15 protein-coding genes are annotated in these 15,798 nt (G+C 53.6%); 8 read left to right on the top strand and 7 right to left on the bottom strand.

Translation table 11 applies throughout. From position 1 onward, the window contains the following. Window positions 1–273: 273 nt before the first annotated feature. Complete coding sequence (locus JYB85_RS01680; RefSeq protein ID WP_207380781.1) at window positions 274–2,007, top strand: nucleotidyl cyclase domain-containing protein; 1,734 nt, start codon at window positions 274–276, stop codon at window positions 2,005–2,007. 9 nt (window positions 2,008–2,016) lie between these two features. Here JYB85_RS01680 and recQ read toward each other — a convergent pair whose 3' ends face one another. Continuing rightward, window positions 2,017–3,837, bottom strand: a complete 1,821-nt coding sequence (gene recQ, locus JYB85_RS01675; RefSeq protein ID WP_207380780.1) for a DNA helicase RecQ — start codon at window positions 3,835–3,837, stop codon at window positions 2,017–2,019. Between the two features lie 191 nt (window positions 3,838–4,028). Between recQ and rarD the strand changes: the two genes are divergently transcribed. Continuing rightward, entirely contained in the window at window positions 4,029–4,910 is an 882-nt protein-coding gene (gene rarD, locus JYB85_RS01670) for an EamA family transporter RarD (protein WP_207380779.1), read from the top strand. Window positions 4,911–4,998: 88 nt separating this feature from the next. Here the strand turns inward: rarD and argA are convergent, their stop codons facing one another. From argA to radC, 4 genes are all read right to left on the bottom strand, one after another. Beyond that, entirely contained in the window at window positions 4,999–6,321 is a 1,323-nt protein-coding gene (gene argA / locus JYB85_RS01665) for an amino-acid N-acetyltransferase (RefSeq protein WP_207325240.1), read from the bottom strand. Window positions 6,322–6,607: 286 nt separating this feature from the next. Then, entirely contained in the window at window positions 6,608–6,781 is a 174-nt protein-coding gene (rpmG, locus tag JYB85_RS01660) for a 50S ribosomal protein L33 (RefSeq protein ID WP_011758450.1), read from the bottom strand. Between the two features lie 6 nt (window positions 6,782–6,787). Beyond that, a complete protein-coding gene (gene rpmB, locus JYB85_RS01655; protein WP_207321703.1) occupies window positions 6,788–7,024 on the bottom strand; it encodes a 50S ribosomal protein L28 in 237 nt (78 codons plus the stop codon). Window positions 7,025–7,146: 122 nt separating this feature from the next. Next, window positions 7,147–7,824, bottom strand: coding sequence for a RadC family protein (gene radC / locus JYB85_RS01650; protein WP_207380778.1), 678 nt, complete (start codon window positions 7,822–7,824; stop codon window positions 7,147–7,149). A gap of 59 nt (window positions 7,825–7,883) precedes the next feature. Between radC and coaBC the strand changes: the two genes are divergently transcribed. From coaBC to folE, 5 genes are all read left to right on the top strand, one after another. Next, window positions 7,884–9,122 (top strand): bifunctional phosphopantothenoylcysteine decarboxylase/phosphopantothenate--cysteine ligase CoaBC, encoded by a 1,239-nt coding sequence (gene coaBC, locus JYB85_RS01645; RefSeq protein WP_207380777.1) that lies wholly within the window; start codon window positions 7,884–7,886, stop codon window positions 9,120–9,122. Further along, window positions 9,119–9,577 (top strand): dUTP diphosphatase, encoded by a 459-nt coding sequence (dut, locus tag JYB85_RS01640; protein WP_207380776.1) that lies wholly within the window; start codon window positions 9,119–9,121, stop codon window positions 9,575–9,577. Before coaBC ends, dut begins: the two co-directional genes overlap by 4 nt. Window positions 9,578–9,611: 34 nt before the next feature. Beyond that, window positions 9,612–10,205 carry a nucleoid occlusion factor SlmA gene (slmA, locus tag JYB85_RS01635; protein WP_207380775.1) on the top strand — a complete coding sequence of 198 codons (594 nt, stop codon included), beginning with the start codon at window positions 9,612–9,614 and terminating at the stop codon, window positions 10,203–10,205. Window positions 10,206–10,317: 112 nt separating this feature from the next. After that, window positions 10,318–12,282, top strand: coding sequence for an alpha/beta hydrolase family protein (locus JYB85_RS01630; RefSeq protein WP_207380774.1), 1,965 nt, complete (start codon window positions 10,318–10,320; stop codon window positions 12,280–12,282). 194 nt (window positions 12,283–12,476) lie between these two features. Further along, window positions 12,477–13,127 carry a GTP cyclohydrolase I FolE gene (folE, locus tag JYB85_RS01625; RefSeq protein WP_207380773.1) on the top strand — a complete coding sequence of 217 codons (651 nt, stop codon included), beginning with the start codon at window positions 12,477–12,479 and terminating at the stop codon, window positions 13,125–13,127. A gap of 72 nt (window positions 13,128–13,199) precedes the next feature. Here folE and pyrE read toward each other — a convergent pair whose 3' ends face one another. Beyond that, window positions 13,200–13,841, bottom strand: a complete 642-nt coding sequence (gene pyrE / locus JYB85_RS01620) for an orotate phosphoribosyltransferase (protein WP_207321696.1) — start codon at window positions 13,839–13,841, stop codon at window positions 13,200–13,202. A 117-nt stretch (window positions 13,842–13,958) separates the two neighbouring features. After that, a complete protein-coding gene (rph, locus tag JYB85_RS01615) occupies window positions 13,959–14,672 on the bottom strand; it encodes a ribonuclease PH (RefSeq protein WP_207321695.1) in 714 nt (237 codons plus the stop codon). Between the two features lie 219 nt (window positions 14,673–14,891). On the opposite strand from rph, the gene JYB85_RS01610 reads away from it, so the two are divergent. Further along, complete coding sequence (locus JYB85_RS01610; RefSeq protein WP_207380772.1) at window positions 14,892–15,755, top strand: YicC/YloC family endoribonuclease; 864 nt, start codon at window positions 14,892–14,894, stop codon at window positions 15,753–15,755. Window positions 15,756–15,798 lie beyond the last annotated feature (43 nt).

The following is a 15,798-nucleotide window of genomic DNA, read 5'->3' as shown; positions in this document are numbered from 1 at the left end:
TTATGCATGATATTTAAATAATTATTCCAGGACTTGCCCTGCGGACCCGTTTACTTTTACCCCTGTCACCAACTGCTGTCAACCCCAATAATTTTCAACATCGGCACCGCGATAACGGCATGGGGATCGCGAAAGTGCGCAGCCTGAGCCGTAATTCATGCCGGCTTCCCAAGGCCAATTCGTTGGATTTATGCACAATTGTCACAAAAGTTGTTATACTGCCGCGAAATTTTATCACCTCACATTTTTTGCCCTTTTTGGATCGGAGCCCGAATGGATTTTCGCCCCCTGCTTCTTGGTTTATTGCTGTGGTGCCCGGCACTGCTGGCCAATACCGAAGCCACCATGGATGAGATCAACACCCTGCTGTACCAATATCCCCAGCAGGCCAATGAACAGCTGCTGCAGCTGGAGCAAAAGCTGAAACAAACGCCGGCGGATGAACAAACCCAGTTGCGTCTATCCATGCTCAAGTGCTTTACCCAGCTTGAACTGGGTGAGTTCCAAGCCGCTATTAATCTGGCCCAGTGGGGTGAGGCCCGGGCTAAACAACTGGGACTGGAGCAGGCAAGGCCCTATTTTATGAGTTGCCTGGCGGACGCTTATAGTGGATTTAATGACCTTGAACACGCCATGCCACTGCTGGATAGTGCGGTTTTCCTAGCCAGACACCAGCAGCAACCTCAGGCTTTGGTCATGGCCCTGAGATTCAGGGGGCAAGAGGACACAGAGAACGATAATTTTAGCTCCGCCATTGAGGATCTGCGCCTGGCACTTGATGCCTATGACGACATTATGAAACAAGAGCAGCATTGGGCCTGGCCCCCCAAGGCCTATGTGCTGGCAGCCATGGGTAACCTGCTTTATGTCAGTGGCGATTTGGAACGGGGTTTAGAGTACAATCAAAAAGGACTTGAAGACCCTGCCGCTCAGGGAAAGATTCGCCAAGTACTATTACTCAACTCCGCCAGAATAGCTGCGACGCTAAAAAATAACAGCCTGTCCGCCAGCCTACTCAAACAAGCCAAACAGTTGTTACCGGAGATAAAGTCAGCACAACAATTGGCTATCAGTTACGCCATTATTGCCTCCATCGAATTTGAACTTGGAGACGTCAGCAACGCCGAAAATATAGCACTTGTAGCATTGAACACTTTTGAACAGCAGGGCAGTGAACTACACGCTATGCGTACTCGTAGACTGCTGGCCGAGGTATATCTGCAGCAGGGAAAACTGCAGCAAGCAAGTGAGCAGCTAGAGAAGGTAGAAAACACAGCATACAAAACAAACTCCTATTATGAGCTTAAAGTCGCATTGACCATGCTGGCCCAGAGCAAAGCCAGAGCTGGGGAATTTAAAAGTGCCTATGCTCTAATGGAACGTGCGGCCGAGGCCACAGCCAAGGCTAATGCCAACGCCAATACAGCTCAACTGCTGCAGTACAAGGCTCGCTTGGCCCAGCAATCGGCAGCCAGCACCCAGGCAGAGTTGATAGAAGAGAACCTGCAGCAAAAATACCGATTCAACTGGCTGTACACCATCATGTTGATGCTGACTCTGATCCTGGTCATAGTGGCGTTGGCACTGTTTATCCGTAGCAGCCGTCCCGTTACCACACCACAACAGGTGACCAACGACGGTGCTTTTTCCGGCATGGAGTTGTTGGAGCACGCCATGCAACACGCCAAACGCGGCAACTACCCATTGTCGGTCATCTTGCTGTCCTTGGTGGTGGAAGATGCCCAGACACTGGAGCAGTTGCGTTCTCAACTGGAATTGTCTCTCAGGGAAACAGACTCCATATTGGCTTTGCATGCCGATGAGTGGTTGATACTGCTGCCTTATACCAGTCACAAGGGACTGGAGCGGGTGATGACACAACTGAATCCTTTACTGGCGCCGACCGCTCGGGTCGCGGGTCATGCCAGCCTGCAGCAATTTGACAGCAGCACCTCACTGTTGAAACGCGCAAGTTGCCGGGGCTTGAGTCAGTCCTCACTGGCCTAGTAAGGTTGCTTATTCGCCACTGAGATAAGCGGCTATCTCGTCAAGAAAGGCATCACCAAAGCGGCTGAGCTTACGCTCGCCGACGCCATTGACCGCCAGCAACTCCGCAGCGCTTTTGGGCAGCATAAAGGCCATTTCGGCCAGAGTCGCATCGTTGAACACCAAATAGGGCGGCAGGTCATGCTCCTCGGCTATGGTGCGACGTAAATGTTTCAGGCGGGCAAACAGCTTACGATCGTAATTGAGGGGCGCACGGCTGCTTTTGCGCTGTGGGATCTGTGCCAGGGAAACTCTGGGTTCCGCCAACATCAGGGCCATTTCCCCCTTGAGTACCGCCCTGGCCGCAGGATTGAGCCTGACCGACGATCCCCGGGTAATATCCTGGCTGGCGAGCCCCAGATGAATTAACTGGCGGGTCACACTGAGCCAGTGCTCCGGGCTCTTGTCTTTGCCTATGCCCCAGGTGGACAACTTGTCATGGCCCTTGTCCACCACCCCCGCGGCTTTTGAACCCCTGAGCACCTCAATCAAATGCTGAATGCCAAAGCGTTGATTCAACCGGTAGATGCAGGAGAGCACCTTCTGGGCATCCTCGGTACCGTTATAGCGCTTGGGTGGGTCGAGGCAGATATCGCAGTTACCACAGGGCTCCAGGGCCGGCTCATCGAAATAATGCAGCAACACCTGGCGCCGACAGGTTTGCGCCTCGGCAAAGGCCGCCATGGAGTAGAGCTTGTGGAATTCTACCTGTTGCTGCGGCCCCGGCTCCTGCTGCTCGATGAGATGCCTGACCCGACCTATGTCACCCGGGTCAAACAACATTAAAGCTTCGGCCTCCAGGCCATCACGCCCCGCTCTTCCGGTTTCCTGGTAATAGGCTTCAATGCTCTTGGGAATGTCATAATGCACCACGAAGCGCACGTTGGACTTATTGATCCCCATGCCAAAGGCCACGGTCGCCACCACCACATCGATTTGATCTTTCAGAAACCTGTCCTGAACGCTGGCCCTTTCTTCCTGAGTCATGCCGGCGTGGTAGCCCTCGGCGAAACAGCCCTGCAACCGTAAGCGCTCGGCCACTTCATCAACCCGGCGACGACTGCTGCAATAGACTATGCCACTGACGCCTTTTCTCGCTGCGATGAATTGCTTTAATTGATTTCCTGCATTGAGCTTTTCAACCACTGTATAGCGGATGTTGGGCCTGTCAAAGCTCGATAGCTGCTGATGGGGGCTAATTTGCAACTGCTCACAGATGCTGCTGCGGGTCGCCAGATCGGCGGTCGCCGTCAATGCCATGATGGGCACACCGGGAAAGGTCTGCCGCAGTCGTCCCAGGGCCGCGTATTCGGGGCGGAAATCATGGCCCCACTGGCTGATGCAGTGGGCCTCATCTATGGCAAACAGACTGATGTGCATATCACCGAGCCGGTCGAGAAAATCCGCCTGCAACAGACGCTCGGGTGAGACATACAAGAGTTTAAGCTCGCCGTGGCGCAGCTGCCTGAGCACTTCTATGCTCTGCTCCCTTGGCTGGGATGAATTGAGAAAGGCGGCGGCCACTCCGGACTGCAGCAGGCTGTCGACCTGATCTTTCATCAGGGAGATCAGCGGCGATACCACCAGGGCGACTCCGGGTAACACCAGCGCCGGCACCTGATAACACAGGCTCTTGCCACCGCCGGTCGGCATGATCACCAGACAATCCTGCCCCTGGCACAGACGTTCAATGACTTCCCGCTGGCCGGGGCGAAACTCACGGTAGCCAAATACCTGGTGCAGGCATTGAGCTAAAGCGTCTTCGGTGGCGGAAGTAGTTTGAAGATCCATGGGACAGCTTAAATATCAAAAGGAGCCCAATTCTAAAGTACCTGACAGCCCCTGTCTTGCCCAAATTCGGTCTATGTTTGAAGCTTGCCCGGGACCCGGTTGTCGTTCGCTAAAACCGGGCAGCGGGCTTGTGGCCGACCAATGACCCACTTACAATGCCCTTCCTCCCAAAGATTTCAGGACCTTCGCAGATGCACACAGCCGAAAGCGAGCACCGCAAGGGCATATTTCTGGCCATTGGCGCTTACACCATGTGGGGCTTTGCGCCCTTGTATTTCAAACTGATAGCTGCGGTTCCCGCCACCGAAATTCTGCTGCACAGGATCATCTGGTCCTTTTTCTTCACCGCGCTGCTGATGGTGTTCATCGGTGGTTTTGAGCGTCTGCATCAACTGCTGCGTCAACCCAAACGCCTGGCCGTGCTGCTGTTAACATCGACCTTGATTGCCGGCAACTGGTTGTTGTTTATCTGGGCGGTCAACAATGACCATATGCTGGATGCCAGTCTCGGCTATTACATCAACCCCTTGTTTAACGTCTTGCTCGGTATGCTATTTTTGGGCGAGCGCCTGCGCAGATTGCAGTGGCTGGCGGTGGGTCTGGCAACCATAGGGGTAATGATCCAGGTGATTTCCTTTGGCTCTGTGCCTGTGATATCCCTGGCCCTGGCGGGCTCCTTTGGTCTTTATGGCCTGCTGCGCAAGAAAGCCAATGTGGATGCCAAGACGGGGCTGTTGGTAGAAACCGCGATTCTGATGCCAGTGGCACTGATCTACCTAATGCTTACCACGAGCAGTGCCAGCATGTTGACCAATAGCTGGACGCTCAACCTGCTGCTGATGGCTGCGGGTGTGGTCACCACGGCGCCCCTGCTGTGTTTCGCCGGCGCAGCTGTACGTATCCCCTTATCCATGCTGGGTTTCTTCCAATACATAGGCCCCAGCATCATGTTTGTGTTGGCAGTCAGCCTGTTCAACGAACCTTTTGATATAGAAAAAGGCATTACCTTCGGCTTTATCTGGAGCGCATTGGCTATTTTCACCCTGGACATGTTCAGGCGGCGCAGAAACTAAAAGCCCGTCGCAGGATTGAAATAACAAACAACCCGCCTAGGCGGGTTGTTTGTTATGCGAGGTAGAGAGGTTACTGCAGATACAGTGTTTACTGCAGATCCAGCGCCAGGATCTTGGAGCGGCGCTGGTAGTTGTACAGTTGCTTCTTCTTGGTCGGCAGGGCGTCGACCTCCACCAAATTAAAGCCGTGCTCCAAAAACCAGTGAATGCTGCGGGTGGTCAGGGCAAACAATCTGGCATACCCCCGCACCCTCGCCTGACCTATGATGTTCTTCAGCAGCAAACTGCCCCGGTCGGCATCGCGGTAATCGGGATGCACCACCAGACAGGCAAACTCACCGGCGTTGTCCTCTTCAAAGGGATACAAGGCGGCACAGCCGATCACCAGGCCATCACGCTCGATCACCATAAATTGCTCAATCTCGATTTCCAGCTGCTCACGGGAGCGGCGCACCAAGATCCCCTGCTCTTCCATGGGGCGGATGAGGTTAAGAATGCCACCTATATCGGCAATGGATGCCCGCCGCAGCCGTTCGGCGCTTTCGGTCACTATCTGGGTACCAATACCGTCACGGGAGAACAGCTCCTGCAGCAGGGCGCCGTCTTCAAGATAACTTACCAGGTGACAACGGGGCACGCCCATGCGACAGGCATCGATACTGGCCTTGAGAAACGCCATGGTGCCAACACAGGCGGTACCCTGCTCCTGCAGCTTGGTCAAAATCTTCTGGGCTTCGGTGGGCATCAGCTCGGCAATCACATCGCCGTCGCGGTCGAGAATACCGTTTTGGGCGCTGAAGCCAATCATCTTGTCGGCCTTGAGCTTCACCGCCACCTGGGTAGCAATTTCTTCGGCCGTCAGGTTAAAGCTTTCACCGGTCACCGAGGCGGCTATGGGCCCCATGAGCACTATGCCGTTATTATCCAGCTGGCGCCGTAATCCCTGGGTGTCAATTCTGCGAACCTTCCCCGACAGGCAAAAATCGACGCCATCTTCCACTCCAAGCGGCTGGGCAATCACAAAGTTGCCGCTGACCACATTGAGCTGGGCGCCTTGCATTGGGGTATTGGACAGACTCATGGACAGGCGGGCGGTGATGTCAAACTGCAACACCCCGGCCACCTGCTTGATCACCCTTAAGGTGTCTTCATCGGTGATCCGCACGCCATTGTGATAGGCCGGCGCGATACCATGCTGTTCCAGGGCGCCGTCTATCTGAGGCCTGGCACCATACACCAGCACAACCTTGATCCCCAGACTGTGCAGCAGGGCCACATCGTTGATAATGGCGCGAAACTGTTGCTGGGCCAGGGCTTCACCACCCAGCATGACCACAAAGGTCTTGCCTCTGTGTGCGTTGACATAGGGGGCGGAGTGACGAAATCCATCAACCAATTCGGTGGTACGCACTGACTTTAGTTACCTCGCAAAAACGTGGGCTGACGCGGCTGTTTTTCCAGCATCACAGCACTGAATGAACGCGCAATTTTATTGCATTTAAATTCACATTGAAAGCATTTATTCTCAATTTGAGAGCAAAGACGCAATAGCTAAAGACCCGTCGCCGTCATCACACAATTTACACCGCTTCGAGCCTTAACTACATGAATATAAAATTAAACATTGCGGCCTAAGTATAGTCCAAAAAAAAGCCCCTGCAATGCAGGGGCTTTTTGGGAAACCGGTTCAAGTAGTCTTACTTGATCTTGGCTTCTTTGTAGATAACATGCTGACGGATCACAGGATCAAACTTCTTGATCTCCATCTTTTCTGGCATGTTACGCTTGTTCTTGTCGGTAGTGTAGAAGTGACCAGTTTTAGCGCTGGAAACCAGCTTGATCTTCTCACGGTTACCTTTAGCTTTAGCCATTTTCTATTACACCTTCTCGCCACGGGCACGAAGTTCAGCGATAACGACTTCAATGCCTTTCTTGTCGATGATGCGCATACCCTTGGTGGAAACGCGCAGTTGTACGAAACGCTTTTCGCCTTCTAACCAGAAACGATGGTTTTGCAGGTTAGGTAAAAAACGACGACGAGTCGCGTTCTTTGCGTGCGAACGGTTGTTACCAACCATTGGTCGCTTGCCAGTAACTTGGCATACTCTTGACATGTCAATCTTCTCCAAAAAACAATTTTAACGCTCGAGCATTAATGTACCTCGTATGGCCGTCGCCCGAGGCACAAAGAGGGCGCATTTTATACACGAATGACAGGGTGAGATCAAGCAATAGATCAACTTATCCACCCGCGCTCGGCAAAGGAGACTATCTCCCGATCGCCAACAACCATATGGTCCAACACAGGCACGTCTATGGTTGCCAAGGCATTTTTCAATCTTTCGGTGATCCGTCTGTCGGCCTGACTGGGCTCAGCCACCCCGGAAGGATGATTATGACAAAGGATCACGGCTGCCGCTTTTTTCTCCAGCACCAAGGCCACCACTTCCCTGGGATACACAGATGCCGCATCTATGGTGCCGCGAAAAAGCTCCACAAATTGGATCAGCCTGTGCTGGCTATCCAGCAGCAACAGGGCAAACACCTCATATCCCCTGTCCGTCAATTGACTCAGCAAATAATGACGGGTCAGATCCGGAGTGGTCAGCACCTGCCCTCGTAACAGGGACTCGGCGGCCAAACGTCGCGACAGCTCGGCCGCTGCCTGCAACTGAGCGTATTTTACCGGTCCCAGCCCCGGGAGTCGACACACATGTGCTTTGGATGCCGACATTAACCCCCGCAGTCCACCGAAATCGATGATCAACTGCCTGGCCAAATCCAGGGCACTGCGTCCCTGCAGGCCATTACGCAACAATACCGCCAGCAATTCGGCATCGGACAGTACAGATGCACCCCGCTCCAACAGTTTTTCCCGTGGGCCTTCACCCCGGGGCCAGTCTTTCATGCCCATAGTCACACTCCCTGTGGCCATCAATATTCCCTTCGGCGCTCACTACAGGCCAAGGCTTTATGGTATCGTTAACGCTTGTTAATTTTAGCCGGAATGGATCTGTGAGCCTGACAAATCGCAAAATTTTGCTGGGTATCGGCGGAGGCATAGCAGCCTACAAGAGTGCCGATCTGGTCAGGCGCCTCAAAGAGCGGGGCGCCGAAGTGAAGGTGGTGATGAGCCGCAGTGCCTGTGAATTTATCACCCCACTGACATTGCAGGCACTCAGCGGTTATCCCGTGGCCATGGATCTGCTGGATCCCGCCGCCGAGGCCGCCATGGGCCACATAGAGCTGGCACGCTGGGCAGACATGCTGCTGATTGCTCCGGCCACCGCCAACCTTATTGCCCGTCTGCGCGCCGGCATGGCCGATGAACTGATCACCACGGCCGCTCTGGCGACCTCGGCCCCCGTGGTGCTGTGCCCGGCCATGAACCAACAGATGTACGCCAATGCGGCCACCCAGGACAATCTGGCGACACTCGCTAACCGCGGCATGACAATATGGGGGCCGGGCAGCGGCAGTCAGGCTTGCGGCGAAGTCGGCCCTGGCCGAATGTTGGAACCCCTGGACATCGCCGAGCGGGTAGAGCAGTTTTTTGCCCCCAAGCTGCTTGCCGGGTCCAAATTGATGATCACCGCCGGGCCCACCCGTGAGGCCATAGATCCGGTACGTTATATATCCAATCACAGCTCGGGCAAGATGGGCTATGCCCTGGCACAGGCGGCCAGCGCCATGGGGGCCGAGGTGACCCTGGTGAGCGGCCCCGTAAACCTGGCAACCCCTGCGGGCGTGAAGCGGATAAATGTCGAATCGGCCCAGCAAATGCTCGATGCCGTATTGGCGGACATCAATGACCAGGACATCTTCATCGGTTGCGCCGCAGTCGCGGACTACCGCATTGCCGAAGTGGCTGAGGGCAAGATTAAAAAGTCCAGCGAGACCATGTCCCTTGCACTGGTACGCAATCCTGATATCTTAGCCACGGTCGCGGCCCGCAATCCCAAGCCCTTCACCGTGGGCTTTGCCGCAGAAACCCACGAGGTGGAAACATACGCCAGAGATAAACTCCAGCGTAAAAACCTCGATATGATTGCCGCCAATGATGTGTCCATCCCCGGGCTCGGTTTCAATGCCGACCAAAATGCCCTGCGGGTTTTCTGGCAATCGGGCGCCGAGGACTTACCGGCAACCGATAAGCTGACGCTGGCCAATCAATTGCTTTCCCTGATAGTGAAACATAAAAATAATCCATGAAAACACCCATAGAACTGAAAATCCTCGACTCACGCATCGGCTCGGAATTTCCGCTGCCGGCCTATGCCACCCCGGGCAGTGCCGGCATGGACCTGCGCGCCATGCTGGACACCCGTTTAACCATAGCGCCCGGTGAAACCGTCCTTATTCCAACAGGTATCGCCATTCATGTGGCCGACCCTGGCCTCGCCGCCGTGATCCTGCCGCGCTCGGGTATGGGACATAAGCACGGCATAGTGCTAGGTAATCTGGTGGGGCTGATTGATTCTGATTATCAGGGGCCCCTGATGGTGTCCTGCTGGAACCGTGGCAACGAACCCTACACCCTGGAAATCGGCGATCGTCTGGCGCAACTGGTGTTTGTGCCTGTTGTTCAGGCGCAGTTCAAACTGGTGGATGAATTTGACACCTCTTCACGGGGCGAAGGTGGTTTTGGCCATTCCGGCACCCGCTGATGTTTGTCGTAGCAGTAGAGTGAAGGACGCCGTCATGGCCATCAAAGAAAAAATCAATCGCCGGGATCATATACTCCAGTGCCTGGCGCAGATGCTGGAAACCAGCCCGGGACAACGCATTACCACGGCCAAGCTGGCCGCCGAGGTTGGAGTATCGGAAGCGGCCCTGTACCGCCACTTCCCCAGCAAGGCCCGCATGTTCGAAGGTCTTATCGAGTTTATTGAAGAGTCGCTGCTGTCGCGCATTAACCTCATCATGGACGACGAAAAAGACACCATGCGCCGTTGCCAGTTGGTGCTGCAACTGCTGTTGCTGTTTGCCGAGCGCAATCCCGGCATCTCCCGAGTGCTCAGCGGCGACGCCCTGCTGGGCGAAAATGAACGCCTGCGGGATCGCATCGGCACCCTGTTCGCCAAAATAGAAACCCAGCTCAAGCAAATACTGCGGGAAAAGACCCTGCGCGAAGGCAAGGGCTTCAATCTGGACGAAGGCATTCTGGCCAACTTATTACTGGCCTTTGCCGAAGGCCGCATCGCCCAATACATCCGCAGCGAGTTTAAAATAAAGCCCACCACCCATTTTGACGAGCAGTGGGTCTTTATTCAGCAGCAGCTACTGCAGAGTTAATTGACTTAATACAAGTTATGGAGTGACTTCCCATCTTCCATAACTTGTTGCAAGGCGTCTTTTACCTTAACATCTTGCACCAACACCCAACAAACAATCACAAGGATGTAACATGCGCTTTCAGCACTTCTTATTAGTAGTGGGCCTCCTTGGGCCCATTGGCACAGGTTATGCCTCAGTTCCAATCGAAAATTTTGCAAAAAGTTCTGAATTTTTTGATCTTAAACTTTCTCCAGGAGGCGATTATCTCGGTGTAAAAACCAGTCATGAGGGGAAAGTCAAACTACTAATACTTGATAGCAACACACTACAACCTACCTATGCTGTGGCATTTCCACAAAATGGTCAAGTTGGTAATTATACCTGGGTGAATGATGATCGAGTAGTAATAGAGAAGCAGTATATAAAAGCTTGGAATGAGGCTCCCATATATTATGGAGAGCTAATGGCAGTTAATGCCAACGGTTCGCAATCTGCTTACATATTTGGTTATGATGGCGGAGCACAGCAAACTGGATCACATCTTAAAAAAAATACCCCCATTAGAGCAACAGCTTTTATTCTTGACCCGTTAGTTAATGACAAAAGAAGTATGCTGGTTAATGCTTTATCTTGGGATGACTCAGAAAAAAACTTAGCATGGGAAAAAGTTCAGGATATCTATAAAGTTGATGTATACAGAGGTACTCGCACCAGAATTACTGGCACACCCATCGGTAACCCACAATTACTCACAGATAATGAAGGTGAAGTGAGATTTGCTTCAGGTGTAGATAAAGACGCGAGACTAAATGTCTATTATAGGAAGGGGGGAGAATGGATCAACACTGAAAAATTTAATTTCGGACTTGAACAATTTAGACCCCTGTCCTTTGCAGATACTCCAAACAGTATTTATGCCTTGGGAGCAGAATCTGATGGCCCCATTGCAATTTATCGCCTTGATCTAGAAACTGGCGATAAAAAGAAAATTATGCAGGACCCCAAACTCGATCCCAACCCCGAGGGATTCTGGATAAATAATCAAAATAAACAACTCTATGCTATTGAATATTCAGATGGTTACCCAACATACGCTTTTATTGATGCCAATGATAAACGAGCTAAACTTCTAAAAAGTCTAATCGAGGCCTTACCTGGCCATCAGGTACAATTAGTAAGTGAAACTCGAAAAGCGGATAGATTCATTGTAAGAGCGTTTAATGATAGAAATCCCGGAGATTACTATCTGTATGACGCTGAAAATAATAAGCTGCGTTATTTATTATCAGATAATCAAAGCCTTGACCCTGAACAAATGGCAGAAGTAAAGCCGTTCAAGATAACATCACGTGATGGGCTTGAATTACAGGCATACCTCACCTTACCAAAAGGTAAAGATCCCAAGAATTTACCTTTGGTAGTTGCACCCCATGGTGGTCCCGCTTTACGGGATTTTTGGGAGTTCAACCCCACAAACCAACTGCTTGCCAGCCATGGTATAGCAGTGTTGCAAGTCAACTTTAGAGGCTCAGGTGGCTACGGCACAGCCTTCGAAGCCGCAGGCTATGGCAAGTGGGGATCAGACATCCAAAACGATATTATTGATGCCACTCGCCAAGTCATTGCTAACGGTATGGCAGACAAAGACAGAGTATGCATAGTGGGCACCAGTTTTGGCGGCTACAGCGCCCTGCAAAGCTCAATCCTGGCACCAGATTTATTCAAGTGTGCGGTTGGAGTCGCAGGCGTCTACGATCTCGAAATGATGTTTGAAGAAGGTGATATACAAACAAGAGCTTCTGGCCGTGCTTATTTGCAAGATGTATTGCCTAAAGACAAATTTACTCAACAAGCCATGTCACCCGTCCATAATGTCGACAAACTCAGGGCCAAATTGTTGCTAATCCATGGTGATAACGATGAGCGCGTACCTGTTGAACAATTGGTGGCCTTGGAAAAAGCACTTAAGTCTCACAACTACCCTTATCAGAAGCTGATAATGGACAATGAAGGCCACAATTTCTATAACGATAACAATAAGGCCAAGTACTACTCTGAGCTGCTGAGCTTTCTTAAGACCAACCTCCAGCTTTGATTGCTGAGTCCAGAAACCTTAAGGCCGTCCCATGGGGCGGCCTTTTCATGGGCTGAACGTGCAAATTTAGTATGAATTTGCAGCAAATGAGAGTATCCTCCCGCTTCCGCATTTCGGCCGACTATCTGTTCCGGTCGAATGCCTGCGGAGGATGGCGGCAGCCGACCGCGTCCCGTTAAGTGGTGGAGGAAACAATGGCAATTACCGAAGAAGCAATTCAGGTTCAATCAGCATTGCTGGAACACGGACTGGAAACCCCCATGGTTCCCTGCGGTCTCAGCAGTGAAGAGCGCAAGAGCAAGATCGAAGAGCACATGAAGGCCATTTTGAGTCTCATGTCACTGGATTTGACTGATGACAGCCTGGCCGACACTCCCCGCCGTATCGCCAAGATGTATGTGGACGAGATTTTTTCCGGTCTCGATTACCAGAACTTCCCCAAGATCACCGTCATAGACAACAAGATGGGCGTGGACGAAATGGTGCGGGTGCAGGACATCAGCCTGACCAGTACCTGCGAACATCATTTGGTGACCATAGATGGCATGGCTACCGTGGCCTACCTGCCGCGTAAAAAGATCATCGGTCTGTCTAAGATCAACCGCATAGTGCGCTTCTTTTCCCAGCGTCCCCAGGTGCAGGAGCGGCTGACCCAGCAAATCCTGGTGGCCCTGCAGACCCTGCTGGAAACCAAGGATGTGGCGGTCAAGATCGATGCGGTGCATTACTGCGTTAAGGCCCGCGGCGTGATGGACTCCACCAGCTCCACCACCACCACGGCCCTGGGCGGGATCTTTAAGTCCAATCCGGCCACTCGCGCCGAGTTCCTGCAAAAGAGCCGCTAAGCCGGCTCTCAAGACACGGGCAACAAAAAAGCCAGACTCAGGTCTGGCTTTTTGCTATCTGCACTTAGCGAATTAGATGCCGTATTGCTCACGGTAGGCGCGAACAGCAGCCAGTTCCTGCTCCCGGCCGGGCTTTTCGGCCAGATAGGCAATCAGGTCTTCAAGCTTGATGATGGCCACTATGCTGCAACCAAAATCCCGCTCCACTTCTTGAATGGCGGACAGCTCACCCTTGCCCTTCTCCTGGCGGTCGAGGGCGATCAGCACCCCGGCCAGGGTCGCACCGTTGGCCTGGATGATTTCCATGGATTCACGGATAGCGGTACCGGCGGTGATCACATCATCCACCAGCATCACCTTACCCTTGAGCTCACTGCCCACCAGGGTGCCGCCCTCGCCATGGTCTTTCTTTTCCTTACGATTGAAGCAGTAAGGCACGTCCACATCATGGTGTTCGGCCAGGGCTACCGCCGTGGTAGTCGCAATGGGAATACCCTTGTAGGCAGGGCCAAACAGCAGATCGTAATCTATGCCGGCATCCATCAGCGCCGCCGCATAAAAACGCCCCAAACGAGCCAGATCGCGACCGGTGTTAAACAGGCCGGCATTGAAGAAATAGGGGCTGGTGCGGCCCGACTTCAAGGTAAACTCACCGAATCTCAGTACGTTGCGCTCCAGGGCAAACTCAATAAACTCACGCTGATAGGCTTTCACAATCGCTCCTTTAAGGGTTAACTCGGGTCACTGCCGTGACCGCCCGCGACTATTGGCGGGCCACATTCAGTTGCTAAATCAGTTGCTAAAAAGGACCCCTTGGGGTCCTTGATGGGATCAGTTCAGTGCAGCCTTCTGCACATCGATGATCTCGCGAATGCCGTGCTTGGCCAGCTCCAGCATGCTGAGCAGCTCTTCGTGGCTGAAGGGTTCGCCCTCAGCGGTACCCTGCACTTCGATGATCTTGCCGGTCTCGGTCATCACCACGTTCATGTCTGTCTCGGCGGCGCTGTCTTCCACATATTCCAGATCGCAGATGGCCTCACCATTGTGAATGCCCACACTGACGGCGGCGATCAGGAACTTCAAGGGATTGGCCTTGATGATGCCCTTGCCGCGGGCCCAGTTGAGGGCATCCACCAGCGCCACACAGGCACCTGTAATGGCCGCGGTGCGGGTGCCGCCATCGGCCTGGATCACGTCACAGTCGATGACCAGAGTATTTTCACCCAGCAGCTTCATATCCACAGCGGCACGCAGGGCGCGACCTATAAGACGCTGGATTTCCTGGGTGCGACCGGACTGCTTGCCACGGGCCGCTTCCCTGTCCATGCGGGTGTGGGTTGAACGCGGCAGCATGCCGTATTCGGCGGTTACCCAGCCCTGGCCCTGGCCCTTGAGGAAACGGGGTACGCCCTCGGTAAAGCTCGCGGTGCACAACACCTTGGTCTCACCGAACTCCACCAGTACCGAGCCTTCGGCATGGGCGGTGAACTGACGGGTGATGGTGATGGGCCGGGTTTGAGCCGGAGTACGATTACCTGGACGCATGGCGATTCCTGTAAATTTGGGGGATTCATTTAGTTGGCTGCACATTATAGGGCCATGGCGGCCGCTATGCCATGCCGGCTTGGCATTTAGCGCCCCGGGCCGGGCCGATAGCGGAAAAATACTCACCCCGGCGCCGCTTTATGCACCAGGCACTGATCTTTGCCCTGTCTTGTGGTTATAATCGACCTTCAATCCGGAATCACTTCTGCGGAAAAGCCAATGATCCAAAGCATGACAGCCTATGCTCGTATTGAGCACAAAGCCTCCTGGGGCAACGCCTCCTGGGAGATCCGCTCGGTCAACCAGCGTTACCTTGAGACCTACCTGCGCCTGCCTGAGCAGTTCCGCAGCCTGGAACCCGTGCTCAGGGACAAGCTGCGCAAGCGCCTCAACCGCGGCAAGGTGGAAGTCAATCTGCGTTACGAGCTGGCCGAAGACAGCGGTGCCGAGCTCAACCTCAACCAACCATTGGCCCGCAAACTGCTGGCGGCCGCCGACTGGCTCAAGCAGGAAGCCGGCAGTGGTGAAATCAGCCTCACCGACATACTGCGCTGGCCCGGCGTTATCGCCACCGCCGAGCAGGATATGGATACCATCAGCACCGAGCTGCTGCAGGCCTTTGACACCGCAATCGATCAATTTATCGAGGCTCGCGGCCGCGAAGGCAGCGCCATCAAGGAGATGCTGCTGACACGCCTCGACGGGGTCGATGCCCAAATCGCCCTGGTGCGAGCTCACATGCCGAAAGTGATGGAATGGCAGCGGGAAAAACTCACCAGCCGTCTCGCCGAGATCAAGGCCGAGCTGGATCCCGCCCGCCTGGAGCAGGAACTTGTGCTGCTGGCCCAGAAACAAGACGTTGCCGAAGAAATGGACAGACTCGAGGCCCACGTCAATGAGGCCCGCCGCATTCTCAAAAAAGGCGGCAGCGAAGGTCGCCGTCTCGACTTTATGATGCAGGAATTCAACCGCGAATCGAACACCCTGGCCTCCAAGTCCATCAACTCAGAAGTCACAGCCGCCGCGGTGGAACTCAAGGTCATCATCGAGCAGATGCGCGAACAGATCCAGAACGTCGAGTAGGCTTTTAACCCCCTGTAAGCCCTCATATAAATCCTGTTATAAC

The sequence above is a fragment of the Shewanella sedimentimangrovi genome (genome assembly GCF_017354965.1).
GTDB classification, from domain to species: domain Bacteria; phylum Pseudomonadota; class Gammaproteobacteria; order Enterobacterales; family Shewanellaceae; genus Shewanella; species Shewanella cyperi.
Note: the sequence above shows the minus strand (reverse complement) of the source record. Positions and strands in the feature narration are given on the sequence as shown.